The sequence below is a fragment of the Bacillus sp. ISL-35 genome (assembly GCF_018613355.1).
GTDB lineage: Bacteria > Bacillota > Bacilli > Bacillales > Cytobacillaceae > Mesobacillus.
In genome coordinates this window covers 265589-281778 of the sequence record NZ_JAGGQK010000007.1, presented here as the reverse complement: position 1 = coordinate 281778, position 16190 = coordinate 265589, and the positions used below count along the sequence as shown (strand labels likewise).

Genomic DNA, 16190 nt, shown 5'->3' with positions numbered 1-16190 from the left:
TATATGGGGAGAAATCCTTGTAATTAAGAAATTTTTATAAAAATGGTTAAATATCCCTTGAGTAAATGCATAATATGCTATATAGTACATTACAACAGTAATGCACTATGTGACCTGTTAGAGGAGGTGCGGGGTTGATCCTTAATTCAGATAGCATGAAACCGATTTACGTCCAGATTGCTGAGTGGCTGGAAACGGAGATTCTCAGCGAAAGTATCAAGAAGGATGAGAAGGTCCATTCACAATATCAGCTGGCGGAAATGCTGAATATCAATCCGGCGACAGCGGCAAAGGGCCTGAATATTTTAGCGGATGAAAACATTCTTTATAAAAAGCGCGGTCTCGGTATGTTTGTATCGGAGGATGCGAAAAAGATTATCAGTGCGAAACGGAGGAACCAGACATTGAAGTCATTGGTGCTAGAGTTGGTGCGGGAGGCGGAGCATCTCCAGGTGACTGAGGATGAATTGATCGCGATGATCCAGGAAGCCAAACGGGACTTGAAGGGGGATACATGATGAGTGTGCTGGAATTCGAAAATGTAACAAAGACATATGGGAAGAAAAAAGCATTGGATGAGCTGACGTTTTCAATCGGGGAAAACAAGATCACAGGCCTGATTGGCAGGAACGGAGCCGGCAAGACGACGATGCTAAAAATCGCTGCTGGTTTCATGCGCGAGAGTTCAGGTGAAGTAAGGGTATTTGGGGAAAATCCGTTCAATAACCTGTCTGTGTCAGCGAACATGATCATGGTGGATAATGATATGAATCTGCCAGCCGCGCTGAGTCTTGACGAACTATTAGAGTCGGCAGCGAGTTTTTATCCTAACTGGGATATGAAACTGGCCAGGAATTTAATGGACTATTTCCGTCTCGACCTGAAGCAGCACCATACCGGACTTTCTAAGGGGATGAAGAATACCTTCAATGCAATTTTGGGGCTGGCTTCCCGCTGTCTCCTGACAATCTTTGATGAGCCGACAAACGGGATGGATGCTGGTGTCAGGAAGGATTTTTACCGAGCGCTGCTAAAAGACTACATTGCCAACCCACGAACCATTATCATTTCAAGCCATCATCTCAATGAAGTAGAGGACATTCTTGAAGACATCCTGCTGTTAAAGGATGGAAAGCAATTTTTGCATATGACGGTTGAAGACCTGCGAGAGTATGCGGTCGTTGTCAGCGGAAAAGAAGAAATGCTGATCGACTGGATTAGTGGACATGAGATATTCCACCGGAGCAATGCCGGTTTTGGCAGGAGTTATGCGGTAATCCGCAACAACTTGTCAGAAGATCAGATTACGGCAGCCATGAAAAACGGCCTGGAGTTCTCGACGATTTCAAACGAAGATCTCTGTCTGTACTTGACCAGCCAGGAGAAAGGCGGGATTGATGATGTCTTTAACAAAAATTAACCTCTGGGATATTGTAAAAAAGCAATTCCGATTCAAATTGAAATCCTACCGGGGAATGTTCACTTCGCTGATGATCCTGCAAATCATCGGGATCCTGTTTTCGCTTGCCGGAGAAGGAGGCGGGGGCGGAGGCTCTGATACTTTCAGTTATGACATGAAATATTATTCAGGGAATATCATCCTTGCCTTCATGATGATCTGGGCGTTCATTTCGGCGATTGTCGTAACGACCCAGGCGTATCGGTTTGATGATTATGCATTTGTGGCCAACAGGCTGAGCAGCCATTTAGCGAATATCCTGTTCCTCGGCTGGGCAAGTATCGTCGGCGGAGTAACATTTTTGCTGGCGAGCCAGTCGCTAAAGCTGTCCGTCTTGTTCCTGCAGGAGCGGGAGCTCATCGAAAGCCAGCGATTATCAACGCTGCAGATGGCAGAGGGCCTGGCCGGGACCATCCTGTATTTGTTCCTTTTCACGGCACTTGGCTATCTGGTCGGGATGCTCGTCCAAAGAAACAGGATTTTTATCATTCTTCTTCCTGCTTTATTCTTCGGAAGCATTTTCATCAATGTGGTAGCTGGCAGCGAATCCACCCTGGTCATTGATATTGGACAAATTTTTGTGAAGGAAACCTCCCTACTGCTGTTCCTGTTAAAGGTTCTATTAACAACAACCATTGCATTTGGATCTGCGATATTGATCTCGGACAGCCTGGAGGTGAGGAAATGAGTCTCGTTTTATTGTTCTTAATTATCATATTGGCCATGATTAGTTTCGTAAGTTTCTCCAATAAGTTCATCAGTCCGAGGTTTATGAACGGGAGTGGCACCACAAAAGTTTTTACAGGCTATCTAATTGTTTTGCTTTGCGCTGGAATTATTTCCTTCATTGTTCCAAAGGGGGAATCCTATCAGGGAGATTATTTGACAGATCAAGAAATTCAGCAAAATGAACGATATAACGGCGATATTTATTCGATTGTTGAGTCCGGAAAAATTGAGGAAGCAGAAGGGCTTACGAAGATGAAATCATGGGAATTTCCGTTGGAAGGAAAGTCTTTGAATATCAATGCGTTGAGCATCAATGCCTCGGTATTCATCGAGAAGGTAAATTCTCTCGAAAATCAGGTCAAAGTGACCCATTACACCACTTTTTCATATATAGATAACATCGATATCACGGATCGTTTCACTTCACCGGAAATCCAACTGACTGAGACAACTCTGAAAGTCTTCCCTCAAAAACCCGTGAACGTCAAACTTGTAAAGTACGCGAACGCCTTTCCTTTTAACCAGTTCGCTGAAGATGGGGAGCAGTTCAACGGCGGGTATGGGATGATGCAGGGACTGGACTTCATCTATATCAAGGTTCCAATGGAGACCGAAGTCTCTGGCAATGGATATGTGATCAACGAATAGGAAACTCCTCTTTGAGGGTTTTCTTTTTTTATATGTTGTTTTCTTATCTCCTGATCCTTACGTTATAATGATACAGTATAAGGTTTTTTAAATGAGGAATGAGAAAATGGCTTTTTTGAAAAAATTCAACTTTGTTGGGGGCAGGGTCCTTAAAACGGGGATTGCTGTCTTCATTACTGCACTGATTTGTGACCTGCTCGGCTGGCCGCCTATGTTCGCAGTCATCACGGCCATTGTGACCATCGAACCAACAGCGGCTGATTCCATTCGAAAAGCATATGTCCGATTCCCGGCATCGGCGATCGGCGCAGGGTTTTCCGTCGTGTTCAATTTTGCATTCGGGCACAGCCCGCTTACCTATATGCTCGTTGCTGTCGCGACCATCATTGCCTGTCACCGGCTGAAGCTTCATGATGGGGCTTTGGTGGCGGTATTGACAGGAGTGGCGATGGTTTCAACCGTCAATGACCACTATTTGTCGAGCTTTTTCATCCGCCTAGGGACGACATTGACAGGGCTGACGGTCTCGACACTTGTGAACCTTCTGGTGATCCGGCCGGATTACTCCAGATCCATCAAGGCAAAAATCCAGCAACTGGTTCATGAGACAGGGAATCTGATTGCCAGCAGAGGAACAGAAATCACCAAGCATCAGCCTCTGCACCGGGAAACAAAATCAGACTTCCAGAGAATTATCAAAGAGATGGAAAGCATTGAAACATTGTGCAAATACCAAAAGAAAGAATGGAAGCTGCATCAATTCGACCGGAAGAATATGCGGAATATCCACTATGATTTCAAAAAGCTGACGATTTTGAGGCAAATCCATTACCACGTCGGAAATCTTTTTTCGCTGCCTTCGATTCATCTAACTGAGTCAAAAGCGAGTGTAGTAGAAGCGATGGTAAAATCAATCAAGGCCGCACTCCATCATCCAGATTTCTTGCTGGACGAGGAGCATGATGCCATCGTCAATGAATTGCTCAGCTTATTAAGACATGAAGTAGATGAGAGGGAGGCAGACGCCGACCGGTTCTCCGAAGAAACGATCATCTACTATGAACTGGTATCGATCCATGACCTGCTTGAAGAATTGAACCATATCCACCAATTCGAAATCAGGCATCAAAAATTGATCGAAAAATCATTGGAAGTAAGCTCCTGACAGGGGCTTTTTTTCGTTCCAGACACTAGTTAACTACTAATCAAATGCCTGCTTTTAAGTGACACCTCCTCCATACTATTCCAATCTAATTGAAAAAAATTCTCATTTAGTTATTGACTTTTATTAAACAGAGCATTTAATATTTAAATAGGTTAACTGATAATGATTATCATTATCTATCGATGAATTAGGAGCATGGCCATGAAAAAGCGTTATTTGATTGCCTCTTTGATAGTTCTTTCATTGCTTTCTCTCTTTGTTGGAGTCAGCAGCATCACGCCAATTGAGCTTCTGGATTTCCAATCTGAAGCAACGGAAATCTTCCTAATCAGCAGGGTTCCGCGGCTGATTGCCATTCTGCTTGCCGGAGCAGGGATGAGCATCGCCGGATTGATCATGCAGCAGCTAAGCCGGAATAAGTTTGTGTCGCCAACAACGGCAGGTACACTCGATGCGACGAGACTGGGAATCCTCGTTTCGATGCTGTTTTTTGCAAATGCTTCCACGATCGAGAAAATGCTGGTGGCGTTTGTGTTCGCACTTGCCGGAACATTTTTGTTCATGCAAATCCTTGACCGGATCAAGTTCAAAGATGCAATTTTCATTCCGCTCGTCGGGATGATGCTGGGTAATATCCTATCATCCATATCGACATTCTTTGCTTACAAAGCAGATGTCATCCAGAACATGTCGGCATGGCTGCAGGGAGACTTTTCGATGATCATGATGGGCCGTTACGAGCTTTTGTACATAAGTATTCCGATTCTGGTGATTGCCTACTTGTTCGCCAATCGCTTCACGGTGGCGGGAATGGGTGAAGATTTTTCGAAGAATCTCGGACTCGCCTACAAGCGTGTCGTCAATACGGGATTAATCCTGGTGGCACTGATTACAGCCACCGTCGTGCTGACGGTCGGAATGATTCCGTTCCTCGGCTTGATCATCCCAAACATCATCTCGATTTTCAAAGGCGACCATCTGCAAAAAACATTGCCGCACACAGCACTGCTGGGGGCGAATTTTCTGCTCGTCACAGATATCCTCGGTCGAGTACTGATTTATCCTTATGAGATTTCCATCTCCTTGATGGTCGGCGTCATCGGCAGCGGAATCTTCCTGTACCTGCTGTTTAGGAGGAAGGCCTATGCGTAATTCCGTAAAATTAATCATCCTTGCTTTGTTCGCTGTTGGTGCCAGTGCCTTGTACTTATTCCATGACCTCAATGGCAGCTTTGATTATGCTCTGCCAAGGCGGGCTTACAAGGTGGCGGCGATGTTGATCACCGGAATTGCGATTGCCTACTCAACGGTCGTATTCCAGACGATCAGCCACAACCTCATCCTGACACCAAGCATCATCGGACTGGATTCGCTTTATATGCTGCTGCAGACTGTGCTGATTTTCTTCCTTGGTTCCGGTCATGTCACAGTCGTCAATAAACAGGTGAACTTCATTCTGACAGTGGCCATCATGGTTGTGTTCGCCCTGCTGCTCTACAGGCTTCTTTTTAAAAAAGGAAATCAGCCAATCTACTTCTTGCTGCTGGTGGGTATCATCGTCGGAACGTTTTTCTCAAGCATAACGACCTTCCTGCAGGTGCTGATTGACCCGAACGAGTTTCAGATTGTGCAAGACCGGATGTTTGCGAGCTTCAATAATATCAACACGGATCTGGTATGGTTGGCGGTTGCCTTGATCATCCTGCTGATCCTATATGCATGGAGGTTCACGCCCTATCTCGATGTGCTGTCACTTGGCAGGGAGAACGCGATTAACCTTGGAGTCCCCTATGACTCTATCGTAAAAAAAATGCTAGTGCTCGTTGCCGTATTCATTTCGGTGTCCACCGCCCTAGTCGGACCGCTGACGTTTTTGGGCTTGATTGTTGCGAATCTATCCTATCAAGCTTTTAAAACTTATAAACACAGCGTCCTCATCAGCGGTGCGATTTTAATCAGTGTGATTGCCCTGGTTGGCGGCCAGTGGATCGTGGAAAGAGTGTTCACGTTTTCCACCACGCTTAGTGTCATCATCAATTTCATCGGAGGCGTGTATTTCATTTACTTACTGCTGAAGGAGAGTCGATCAACATGATTTCAATTCGTTCACTGTCCAAATTTTACGGAAAGAAGAGTGTCGTCGAGGATGTGACGGTCACCATCCAAAGAGGCCAGATCACTTCGTTCATCGGTCCGAATGGCGCCGGGAAATCGACGCTGCTTTCAATGGTCAGCCGGCTGCTTGATGCTGATTCCGGAGAGGTGCTCATCGACCAGACCGATGTTAGGAAAATGAAGTCGAATGAATTCTCGAAGGTTGTCTCGATCCTGAAACAGTCCAATTACATGAATGTCCGCCTGACCATCCGTGAACTCGTTTCTTTCGGAAGGTTTCCCTATTCAAAGGGAAGGCTGACCGATGAGGATGAGCGGTTCGTTGACCAGGCGATCGACTATATGCACCTTAGGGATATGCAGGACCGTTACCTGGATGAATTATCTGGTGGGCAAAAACAGCGAGCATTCATCGCGATGGTCATCGCCCAGGATACCGAGTATATCCTGCTTGATGAACCGCTGAACAACCTGGACATGAAGCACTCCGTCCAGATTATGAAAATCCTGCGCCAGCTGGTCGATGATCTCGGAAAAACGGTCGTCATCGTCCTCCATGACATCAATTTTGCTTCCGTATATTCAGACCGGATTGTTGCCTTGAAGGATGGCAAAGTCATCAAGGATGGCCCAACAAGGGAAGTCATCCAGTCAGACGCATTAAAAGAAATTTACGATATGGATATCCCAATCCAAGAAATGAACAATTGCCGGATTTGCGTTTATTTTAATTCTTAGTAAAAGGGGAGAAATACCATGAAAAAAATCTATCAATTTGCTTTAGTTTTATCGATGTTATTCGCATTGGCAGCTTGTGGCTCTGAGGAAAAAGCAGAAACAGCATCAGCTGGAGAAACAAAGGAAATGACCATCAAGCATGAGTACGGGGAAGCTACAGTCAAAAAGAATCCAGAAAAAGTAGTCGTTTTCGATTTCGGTGTGCTGGATACACTTGATGAGCTGGATGTGAAGGTGACCGGTGTTCCACAGGCAATCGTTCCTGAGTACCTAGAGAAATATGCAGGCAAGGAATATACGAATGTCGGCAGCCTGAAGGAGCCTGATTTTGAAGCCATACATGCCATGAAGCCTGACGTCATCTTCATTTCCGCAAGACAGGCGGAACTGTATGATCAGTTCGCAGAAATCGCTCCAACCGTATTTGTCGGCATGGACTACACGAATTACATGTTCTCTTTTGAAAAGAACATGAAGCTGATCGGCGAAATTTTTGATAAAGATGATGTTGTTGCTGATAAATTGGCGGTCATTAATGCAAGTGTCGATGAAATCAATAAAGAAGCATCCGCTGCAGATGAAAAAGCATTGCTCGTGCTCGCGAATGAAGGAAAGGTAAGTGCATATGGCTCCGGGTCACGTTACGGATTCATCCACGATGAGTTCGGCTTCAAGGCAGCAGATGAAAAAATCGAAGCATCCACCCACGGCCAGAGCATCACATTCGAATACATCCTTGAGAAAAACCCAGGAATTTTGTTCGTCATCGACCGCACCGCAGCTGTAGGAGGCGAAGTCGGCGCGAAGGAAACCATCGAAAACGAGCTCGTGAAAAAGACAGACGCTTTTAAAAATGGAAAGGTCATTTACCTGGACGGAACCAACTGGTACCTAAGCGGCGGCGGTTTGCAGTCACTAAAGTCAATGATCGAAGAAGTGAGGTCGGCATTGTAATGTTTTATCAAATGAAGAGGTTGCTTGTGAAAGAGGGACATTCCGGCCAGGTGGTTGAACGCTTTTCGAAAAAGGGCATGCTGATTGAAAAGCAGCCCGGCTTCCTTGATAAACAGGTTCTCGTAAAAAAAAGCCGCCGAGGCGATGAAGAAGTCCTGGTGATGATCAGCTGGCAAGCAGAACAGGACTGGAAAAATTGGGAGAAGCATCCCGACCATATCGCCGGACACAAAGCTAAAATGGTCCAGCCAAAGCCAGACTATATCCTCGAATCCTCCCAGGATGTTTATGAAGTGATGTAAGAGACTCAATTTAGAGTCTCTTTTTTAATTGGAAAAAATCCGCATTTTTTTCCAATTCGCTATATAAATGAAAAAGTCGCTATAAAAATGAAAAAGTCGCTATAAAAGTGGAAAAGTCGCTATATAAATAGAAAACTCGCTATAAAAGACAAAAAGTCGCTATATAAATTAAACTTCCGCTATAAAAAGTTCGGCAGCACGAAAAATCGGCTTTTAAAAGAGAAGGTTCCTCGCAATTTTAAACTCAAACTTCAATAATTTTCGTTTATGTTACACTCCCTGGAGGAAAATGCAAAGAAAAACGTTTTCACCAAAGGGATGTTGTTTTTGTAATAAATTCGTCAATGTCTTGGTTAGGAAATGGCCATTTGTCGTGCTATTCTATGTTGTGTAGATTTTCACAAACGTACTATTTGGAGGAATCATCTGTGGACGGCATAAAAGGTTTGCTTGAGGAACCGTTAATTTTATTATTTGTGATCTTATTTCTCGGCTCTGCACTAGGGGAAATTAAAATACGAGGACTTAGTCTCGGAACGTCTGGTGTATTGCTGGCAGCTATGGTGTTCGGACATTTCGGCTATCAGGTGTCAGCGGTCATCCAGCAGCTGGGACTTGGCTTATTCATCGTGGCAGTGGGCTTGTCAGCAGGACCGCGCTTTTTCCGGATGATGAAAACGAGTGGAATTGTGTTTGGCATCATCAGCTTGCTGATCGTTCTGGTTGCTTCGATTACGACGATTATTGTGTCCAAGCTGTTCCATCTGTCGCCGGCATTGAGCATCGGCATCATGACCGGTGCGCTGACAAGTACACCAGGTCTTGCTGCCGCACTTCAGGCCACTGGCGATCCGCTTGCGTCTGTCGGCTACGGGATTGCCTACCCATTTGGCGTCCTGGCAGTGGTGCTGTTCGTGCAGCTATTGCCGCGCGTGCTGAAGGCCGATCTGGCGGAGGATCTGAAAAAGAAATCAGGCCCTGTCCGCAATGATGAGTCGCCCGAGGTCATGACGATAGAGGTGACCAGCCCTTCTATTAACAAACGAACGCTAAAAGAGCTCAAGTTTAATCGGAACAATTCGGTCGTCATCAGCCGGGTCATCCGCGGCGACCGGAATATCATTGCTCTTAATGATACCGTTATTCTGGTGGGGGACAGGCTAGTCGCTGTCGGATTGCCAAACGATTTGAAAAAGCTTTGCGAAGATATCGGCCGTGAAGTGGAGACGAACACGGTAAACCATGACAATGTAGAGCTTCGCAAAGTGACCGTGGATGCGCTTGAATTGATTGGGAAGACGATCAAGGAACTTGAATTAAGACGCAAATACGGTGTCACAGTCACAAGAGTTGAACGAGGCGGTTTCGAATTCAACCAGAATCCAAAATGGCGCCTTGAACGCGGCGATGTCCTGACGCTGGTCAGCAGCAAAGACCGGTTGGATGACGTCGAAAAACTGTTCAGCAGAAAAAAACTGACAGTGACCAATATCCATATTTTATCGTTGAGTCTCGTACTGCTGCTCGGCGTACTTGCCGGGATGGTGCCGATTCACTTCCCGAAACTAGGGACCATCACATTCGGCGTCGCCGGTGGACCTTTATTCATTGCCCTGATCATCGGCCACTTCGGAAGACTGGGACCAATCCATGCCCGCTATTACCAGCCGTCGAATCAGGTCATCCGTGATATTGGTCTAGTCCTATTCCTTGCAGGAGCAGGTACAACCGCCGGAAAAGGTATCGTCCAGGTCATCCAGCAGGAAGGCTTCAATCTCGTCATCGGCGGTGCAATCATCACAATCCTGCCAGTAGTCGCCGGCTTTTTCATCGCAAGAAAGCTTTTCCGGCTCAGCATCATTCACTCATTAGGCGCATTATGCGGCGGAATGACAAGCACACCCGGACTTGGCGCAGCCAACCAGCTGATGGACTCCGAAGACCCATCCATCGCCTATGCCGCCGCCTATCCATTCGCGCTGATTTCAGTCGCGATTGCATCACAGGTTTTGATTTTCTTTTTATAAATAATTGAAAACTCCTTCCGGATTGAAATCTAGTGGGAGTTTTTTTTATTGGGCTATGGCGTGGTGGACACACCAGTTGCAGCTTATGACGGACAAAAATAAGAGAAAAAACGAAGAAAGTGTCCATCATCGACGTCATGACGGACAAAAATCAGGGAAACGACGAAAAAAGTGTCCATCATCGAAGCCATGAAGGACAAAAATCAGGGAAACGACGAAAAAAATGTCTATCATCCAAATCATGACAAACAATCATATAGAAAAAATCCGTCCATCTCGAACCAAATAAATTTTTATTGAATTTACTAAACAATATTGACAATATTTTCAAAAGGAATTATATTATCATTATTGATAATGATAATAATCGCAATCTATAATACAGCAGGTGATCACGATGAAGGAAACGAAAGCAGATTTGATTTTACATCCAGTACGAATGAAGGTTCTTCACACGCTATCAAGCGGGAGGAGGAAAACAGTCCAGCAGATTGCCGAGAAGCTGCCGGAGGTGCCACAGGCGACTTTGTACCGCCATTTGAAAAAGCTGCTTGATGGAAAAATCATTGAAGTAGTAGAGGAAAACCAGGTAAGAGGAACGCTTGAGAAAGTGTATGCCTTGCCTAAAAATAATGAAGTTGTTTCAAGGGAAGAGGTGCTTAAAGCCGGACCGGATGAGCATCTGGACTATTTCATTAAGTTCATGGCGAATGTATTGATGGATTTCGAGTCCTATATCCGCCAGCCAAATTACGATTTCCAAAAGGACATGGCGAGCTTCAGGACGGCAAGTCTATATGCGAGCGATGAGGAATATAGTGAGTTTATCAGGAAGTACGTCGAATTGATCACGCCGCTACTCCACAATGAAGAAACACCAGACAGGAAGAAACGGACCGTGACCAATATTTTAACAACCCATAATCCAATTGAAGAGGGGAAAAAGGATGATGAACGTCCAGATGGTTAAAGAGGAAATCGCATTTAAGAGTGATGTGATGTTAAAAGGAACATTATTAGTGCCAGATTCGGGGAAGGAAACTTATCCAACCATTATGTTTCTTCCGGGGTCAGGCAAATTGAATCGTGATGGCAGCACACCGAATGGGAAATTCAAATTCAACCTTTATAAGGATTTGGCGGAGTTGTGCACTTCACTTGGCTTTGCCACGTTCCGCTATGATAAAAGAGGGGTTGGCGAAAGTGAAGGGAATTACCATGCTGCCGGGCTCTCTGATGCACTGAAGGATGGGGAAGCAGCGCTGGATATGCTGGCGGCTCACCCGAAGGTCGACGGAAGCAAGTTCATCATCATGGGACATAGCGAAGGATGCATGGTGGGTACGGCCCTGAACGCAATCAGGCCTGCAGCAGGACTTGTCCTCCTTTCCGGCGGCGGTGAAACGCTTAAGGAAGCGCTGGATCGGCAAAGACAGCTGCTTTTCGAAGAGATGAGAGAAAAGAAGGGTATCCAGGGCTTCATCATCAAAACGTTCAACACCCTCGATAAAGCTGAAAAGCAAGCACAGGGAACCTACCAAAAAATGATTCAATCCGATAAAGATGTGACGAAAACACTGGGCTTCATCAAGATGCCGGCCAAGTATTTCAGGGAGCATTTTGCGCTTGATATCGAAGCGGCTTTGGCGAAAGTGACGTGTCCTGTACTGGCGATCAATGGCGCAAAAGATTTCCAGGCCAATCCTGAAAAGTTGAAGCGCATTGAGCAATTTGTCCAGGGTGAACATGAAATCCATGTTGTCGAAAACATGGACCATGGCCTGAAGGAGCAGCTAACACCAATGACTCCATCAACCTATAAGAAAGATTATTTAAAAACAATCGGCAAACCGATCCACCCAGAGGCAGTTAAACATCTGACTTCCTGGCTTCAAAGATATCTTTAATCATAAAAGTCCCATTACCATAGCGGTAACGGGACTTTTTCGTGTTTTATAGGAAATAATCTACTTACTGAACGATTTCTCTACTCAACAAACGGCTTGATTTTCGGAAACACCTTGAGGGCGTTATTGTAAAATACATCCTCATGATGCTCCGGCGGGATCAGGTCCTTGATAAAATCGATGTACGGTCCAATCGGGATGAGCGGCCAGTCTGTGCCGAACAGAAGTTTATCGTAGGAATCGGCGAATTCCAGTGCGTGGCGCAGGTGGTCGAGGAAACGCCCCTGGCTTCGCTTATCCAAAGCCTCCTTCGTCCCGACGATCAATCCTGACAGATCGGCAAAAACATTCGGATTCTTATAGATGATTTCCGCACCTGTCAGCGTCCATGGATCCCCGAAATGGGCCATCATGAAATTGATATCACGATTATTGACCGCAACCTCGTCAATGGCCATCGGATGGGAATACTTCAGATAGCCGCGTTCAGAATACGTATCGCCAGTATGGAAAACGACCGGGAGCTGGTATTTTGCTGCCAGCTTATAGACGGGTTCGTACACATCGTCATAGGCATAAAACGGATAGTATCCAAGATAAATCTTGATCCCGACTGTCTTCGGATTCTGCAATTCAGCCTCAAGTCGGGTGAGGGCTGTCTCATCAAGGTCGTATGGATTCACCCCGGCACACCAGAAGATATTAGCTGGGACCTCATCCTCCAAATCCAAGCCCATCGGCGTCCGGGCTTCATAATCCGGAAACCCCATCTTGTCGGTTTCGGTCAGCCCCATGCCAATCCCGAGAACCACATTGGCCTCATTGAACTCCTGAAGGATGCCGGAAGCGGAATAGTCGACGAACGACAGCTTCTCGGCTGTTTCATAAAAGGATTTTATTTTTGATAGATGGATATGGGCATCGATGATTTTCATATTTTCTCCTTTTAAAATTGAACTCTTCTCAGCTTTTTCAACAGATTTGCTGACAGTTTACGATCATCAAACAGCAGGAACAGCGGAGCGCTTTTTTCAAAATGGCCCTGGTGTTTGGAAGCGAGCTGGAGCACTTCTTTATTCGTATAAGCCTCGGTAATTCCTGCATCGTTGTTTGGGATAAGATAAAGCTTTTCAGGCGAATGAATTGATTCGAAATAGGAGTCGCCATCAAGCAGAAGCGGAATCTCCTCACTGCCAGCTTGGTAGGAGCGCATGGTTTTACCCTCATCAACGGAAATGCTGAAATCCGCGAGATTATCGGCCCCAGCAAAGATGTCCGTCATCCACACTTCCTTGGAAATATTTTTGCCGCCATCATTCACGACCTCGGCAAAAGAAGCGACTACCGGCACGCCTGGAAGCAGTAAATAGTATTGGACATACTGAACGCCATTCCAGTCTTTATGCTCCTTGAATTCGGTGGTAATCGCAAGGCCGATCCACTTGTTGCCGTCATTGTCCTTCCGTTCGACCACGGAAGCGGTGCTGCTTTCTTTTAACAATGAGAAGGTGTTGATTCCGTATGGAGCTGTCTTCATGCCGCCAGCCCATGGATTCCACCAGCTCTTCGCCTTCGGTTCAGGATAAGAATGGGCGAGCCATTCCTGGCCGTTCACCTGGAGGGAGAAGATTCCTGGATAAAAATCCGGGTCTGCCTTCATCTTAATGACACCATTATCAACAGTGAAACCACCGCCTTCAATGCCAGAAGAAACCGTGCCAGCAGGGGACAGCAGCATTTCTAAGAATCTTGCCTCCGTTCCGTTTCCTTCATACGAAGCATCGATGATGGAAATGGGATTCCATTGCAGTTGGGAGGTAAGGGAATAAGCCGTCTTCTCCAAATCAGAGGTGATGGCATGACTTTCATTTCCCACGGCAAGTGTGCCATCCAGGTAGCTGTTTCGGTATGTTTTTAACGTAAAAGTTGGCTCGGCATCAGGCCGGACGACAAGTTGCTCCGCCTGGAATCCGAATTCAGCCGTCGTCTCCGGCTTTTTAATTATTGGAGTCTGCTTTGCATAGGCAATAAATTCCTCGAAATTCTGAAAAGCCCCAAGTGAGAGCGTGATTGTTTCTGAAACAGCCTTCGCACCTGGTTCCATTTTGCCGAATTGATCTTCAATGACAAACTGCCAGCCCTCAGGAGCAGCGTTGCTTTTTTCAGACCAGCTCAACCCGATTGGACCTGAAGAACCTTCAGAAAAATACCAGTTTCCTGTAATCATCTTTGAATCCAAGTCGCCGAACTCGATGATCCGGTTCCCGGAAAAATGGACAACCTGATTGTCGAGCGGGAAATAGGCCTCTTCGATTTCCTGATAGACTGGTTGGCTGAAAGCTACGTTCTCGTGAACCACTGTCCCGCGATTTTCGATTTCCGCCCATGTATGGACGAGACCATCTCCAAACAAACGGTATGTCTGATTTAAAATAAGGCCTTCCATTTCACCTGATTCCAGCTTGATTTTCAGATCGATGGAATCATCATTTGCTTCCCAGGTGACAGATTCCGGACTTTTTTTCGTGAACTCGAGTGAATAGGGTTTCCCTAGCTTTGGTGTCAGAAATGCAAATGGCTGCTGTCTTTTGGCATTTCTGGCAGCGGTCGTCAACAGGTCCCGCTTGCGGACGTTGATTTGCCCGAGACCATTGAAGATATGCCAGAAATCCTTCGCTTCACCGCCGAATTTTTCACCTAGTCCTTTGAAGGGAACAGAAATGTTTTGTTCGAATATCAGTTGATCACCGTTTTCTTTTATAGCGGTAATCTTCAGTTCAGGATTGTAATAACCGTGTTCTTTTACCGTTAGAGGAATTGTGATGGTTTTACGTCCACTCGCAGGCACATTTACGCGGTACGTATCATGCTCTAAAACTACCTGTTTTGTATCAGGGAATTGTAAAAGGAACGCCGCGTCATCCCGCAGATTGTTTTTTACTTCTACTTGAATAGTAGTTTCTTTGTTTAGAAAACTGAGATTGCCGGAATAGCTGGCTTCGATTTTTGCCGGATCGATCGGGAAGACTCCCAGCTTCAGCTCACATGCAAGCCCATTCACCAAAACCGTTGCATTGACGCTTGGATGTGTCCGCCAATTGCTCGGTTCTTCTCCTTTTCTAACGGTAAAGGCTGCCGAAATGGTAGATTCATCGTGTACTACTAAATCTGAATCGAGTTGATAAGAGATGCGATCTTCGGCGCCGCCGCTTGCTTTAAAGCTAAGTGGCTCACCGCTCTTATTCACAATCCTGATTTCAAATTTTCGTTCTTCTTCCTGGATGATTTCATGGTCGGCCATCTTCATTTCAAGAAGGAAGTCATCCGTTTCAACCAGCGACATGCCACGGCTCGTTCTCTCGAATTGAACCCGGGCATTGGTGTTTCCGTTCTGCCAGCTATATTCATAGAAGGTAAAACCATTTTCTTTGATTCCGTCCGGCTTCACGTCTATCATTCTCGTACTGTCCTCATACCAATTCAGCTTTTCGAACACTGGCTGCAACAGCGGTGTATTCAGCACTTGCGGTATGAAATTCATCAAATGAGTCGAGTCATCCCGGTCTTCCCAGAAAAAGCCGCATTTTTTATAGAGCGGTACAGCCTTCGTATTCCCGGCCCATGTGTAAAGATCAAGCCGAGGCCAGCCAAGTTCCACGGTTTTTTCCAGCGCCTGGAGCACCAGCTTCTTGCCGATCTTGTGCCCTTGATAATCCGGGCGGACATTGAGCAGGGGAATATACAGCGAACCTGTATCCTCCTTATACTCCGACAGACCGCAGTAACCGACGACTTCTTCTCCGTCCAGCGCCAGGTACAGCTCGATATTGTCCGAGTTCGCTTCCTTCTTTTTGACCTGCTCCTCCGTCATGACGCGCGTATCGCCGCCCCAGCCATCACGGCTCAGGTTCCACATCTTCGCGACCCCTGCCGCCAATCCTTCGTGGTACTTCTCAATTTGAATCACCTTGTTCAATTGTGTCACGTCCATTCTCCTCTCTTAACTACGGGCCGTCTTCCTTTTTAGATAAAATAATAAGCTGCTTTGTTGCATTGTCCATGTTTATAACCTCCTTCGATTTGATGGGAGTGTACAAAGCACTCCATCTCCATCGTAAAGGGAAATTTTACTAGTGTAAAGAAAAT

The 16190-nt window shown here is 45.9% G+C and carries 15 protein-coding genes; 13 read left to right on the top strand and 2 right to left on the bottom strand.

The features are described from left to right. Nucleotides 1-134 precede the first annotated feature (134 nt). From J7E38_RS12790 to J7E38_RS12730, 13 genes are all read left to right on the top strand, one after another. Nucleotides 135-518: a GntR family transcriptional regulator gene (locus J7E38_RS12790; protein ID WP_214707905.1), complete on the top strand. Its 384-nt coding sequence runs from the start codon at nucleotides 135-137 to the stop codon at nucleotides 516-518. Further along, complete coding sequence (locus tag J7E38_RS12785) at nucleotides 518-1420, top strand: ABC transporter ATP-binding protein (RefSeq protein ID WP_215038514.1); 903 nt, start codon at nucleotides 518-520, stop codon at nucleotides 1418-1420. The genes J7E38_RS12790 and J7E38_RS12785 overlap by 1 nt, the downstream gene beginning before the upstream one ends. Next, on the top strand, nucleotides 1401-2147 hold the full coding sequence (locus J7E38_RS12780) for a hypothetical protein (RefSeq protein WP_214707901.1): 747 nt from the start codon (nucleotides 1401-1403) through the stop codon (nucleotides 2145-2147). The genes J7E38_RS12785 and J7E38_RS12780 overlap by 20 nt, the downstream gene beginning before the upstream one ends. Continuing rightward, nucleotides 2144-2836, top strand: a complete 693-nt coding sequence (locus J7E38_RS12775; RefSeq protein ID WP_214707899.1) for a hypothetical protein — start codon at nucleotides 2144-2146, stop codon at nucleotides 2834-2836. The genes J7E38_RS12780 and J7E38_RS12775 overlap by 4 nt, the downstream gene beginning before the upstream one ends. Nucleotides 2837-2942: 106 nt before the next feature. After that, nucleotides 2943-4001, top strand: a complete 1059-nt coding sequence (locus tag J7E38_RS12770; RefSeq protein WP_214707897.1) for an aromatic acid exporter family protein — start codon at nucleotides 2943-2945, stop codon at nucleotides 3999-4001. A gap of 201 nt (nucleotides 4002-4202) precedes the next feature. Beyond that, on the top strand, nucleotides 4203-5153 hold the full coding sequence (locus J7E38_RS12765; protein WP_214707895.1) for an ABC transporter permease: 951 nt from the start codon (nucleotides 4203-4205) through the stop codon (nucleotides 5151-5153). Further along, nucleotides 5146-6096 (top strand): iron chelate uptake ABC transporter family permease subunit, encoded by a 951-nt coding sequence (locus tag J7E38_RS12760; protein WP_214707893.1) that lies wholly within the window; start codon nucleotides 5146-5148, stop codon nucleotides 6094-6096. Before J7E38_RS12765 ends, J7E38_RS12760 begins: the two co-directional genes overlap by 8 nt. After that, nucleotides 6093-6854 carry an iron ABC transporter ATP-binding protein gene (locus J7E38_RS12755; protein ID WP_214707891.1) on the top strand — a complete coding sequence of 254 codons (762 nt, stop codon included), beginning with the start codon at nucleotides 6093-6095 and terminating at the stop codon, nucleotides 6852-6854. Before J7E38_RS12760 ends, J7E38_RS12755 begins: the two co-directional genes overlap by 4 nt. An 18-nt stretch (nucleotides 6855-6872) precedes the next feature. Further along, entirely contained in the window at nucleotides 6873-7808 is a 936-nt protein-coding gene (locus J7E38_RS12750; protein WP_214707890.1) for a siderophore ABC transporter substrate-binding protein, read from the top strand. After that, nucleotides 7808-8110 (top strand): antibiotic biosynthesis monooxygenase family protein, encoded by a 303-nt coding sequence (locus tag J7E38_RS12745; protein ID WP_214707889.1) that lies wholly within the window; start codon nucleotides 7808-7810, stop codon nucleotides 8108-8110. The genes J7E38_RS12750 and J7E38_RS12745 overlap by 1 nt, the downstream gene beginning before the upstream one ends. Nucleotides 8111-8538: 428 nt before the next feature. Then, a complete protein-coding gene (locus tag J7E38_RS12740) occupies nucleotides 8539-10137 on the top strand; it encodes an aspartate:alanine exchanger family transporter (RefSeq protein WP_214707887.1) in 1599 nt (532 codons plus the stop codon). 397 nt (nucleotides 10138-10534) lie between these two features. After that, nucleotides 10535-11107, top strand: a complete 573-nt coding sequence (locus J7E38_RS12735) for a helix-turn-helix domain-containing protein (RefSeq protein WP_214707885.1) — start codon at nucleotides 10535-10537, stop codon at nucleotides 11105-11107. Next, nucleotides 11085-12044, top strand: a complete 960-nt coding sequence (locus tag J7E38_RS12730) for an alpha/beta hydrolase (protein ID WP_214707883.1) — start codon at nucleotides 11085-11087, stop codon at nucleotides 12042-12044. Before J7E38_RS12735 ends, J7E38_RS12730 begins: the two co-directional genes overlap by 23 nt. Before the next feature lie 80 nt (nucleotides 12045-12124). Here J7E38_RS12730 and J7E38_RS12725 read toward each other — a convergent pair whose 3' ends face one another. Both J7E38_RS12725 and J7E38_RS12720 read right to left on the bottom strand, forming a co-directional pair. Beyond that, nucleotides 12125-12979 (bottom strand): amidohydrolase family protein, encoded by an 855-nt coding sequence (locus tag J7E38_RS12725; RefSeq protein WP_214707881.1) that lies wholly within the window; start codon nucleotides 12977-12979, stop codon nucleotides 12125-12127. 11 nt (nucleotides 12980-12990) lie between these two features. Continuing rightward, nucleotides 12991-16029 (bottom strand): GNAT family N-acetyltransferase, encoded by a 3039-nt coding sequence (locus tag J7E38_RS12720; protein ID WP_214707879.1) that lies wholly within the window; start codon nucleotides 16027-16029, stop codon nucleotides 12991-12993. Nucleotides 16030-16190: the final 161 nt, after the last annotated feature.

Excerpts from the sequence above, each read along its gene's own strand:
- J7E38_RS12785 (WP_215038514.1), top strand. The coding sequence starts at position 518 with ATGAGTGTGCTGGAATTCGAAAATGTAACAAAGACATATGGGAAGAAA.
- J7E38_RS12780 (WP_214707901.1), top strand. The coding sequence starts at position 1,401 with ATGTCTTTAACAAAAATTAACCTCTGGGATATTGTAAAAAAGCAATTC.
- J7E38_RS12775 (WP_214707899.1), top strand. The coding sequence starts at position 2,144 with ATGAGTCTCGTTTTATTGTTCTTAATTATCATATTGGCCATGATTAGT.
- J7E38_RS12770 (WP_214707897.1), top strand. The coding sequence starts at position 2,943 with ATGGCTTTTTTGAAAAAATTCAACTTTGTTGGGGGCAGGGTCCTTAAA.
- J7E38_RS12765 (WP_214707895.1), top strand. The coding sequence starts at position 4,203 with ATGAAAAAGCGTTATTTGATTGCCTCTTTGATAGTTCTTTCATTGCTT.
- J7E38_RS12760 (WP_214707893.1), top strand. The coding sequence starts at position 5,146 with ATGCGTAATTCCGTAAAATTAATCATCCTTGCTTTGTTCGCTGTTGGT.
- J7E38_RS12755 (WP_214707891.1), top strand. The coding sequence starts at position 6,093 with ATGATTTCAATTCGTTCACTGTCCAAATTTTACGGAAAGAAGAGTGTC.
- J7E38_RS12750 (WP_214707890.1), top strand. The coding sequence starts at position 6,873 with ATGAAAAAAATCTATCAATTTGCTTTAGTTTTATCGATGTTATTCGCA.
- J7E38_RS12745 (WP_214707889.1), top strand. The coding sequence starts at position 7,808 with ATGTTTTATCAAATGAAGAGGTTGCTTGTGAAAGAGGGACATTCCGGC.
- J7E38_RS12735 (WP_214707885.1), top strand. The coding sequence starts at position 10,535 with ATGAAGGAAACGAAAGCAGATTTGATTTTACATCCAGTACGAATGAAG.
- J7E38_RS12730 (WP_214707883.1), top strand. The coding sequence starts at position 11,085 with ATGATGAACGTCCAGATGGTTAAAGAGGAAATCGCATTTAAGAGTGAT.
- J7E38_RS12725 (WP_214707881.1), bottom strand. The coding sequence starts at position 12,979 with ATGAAAATCATCGATGCCCATATCCATCTATCAAAAATAAAATCCTTT.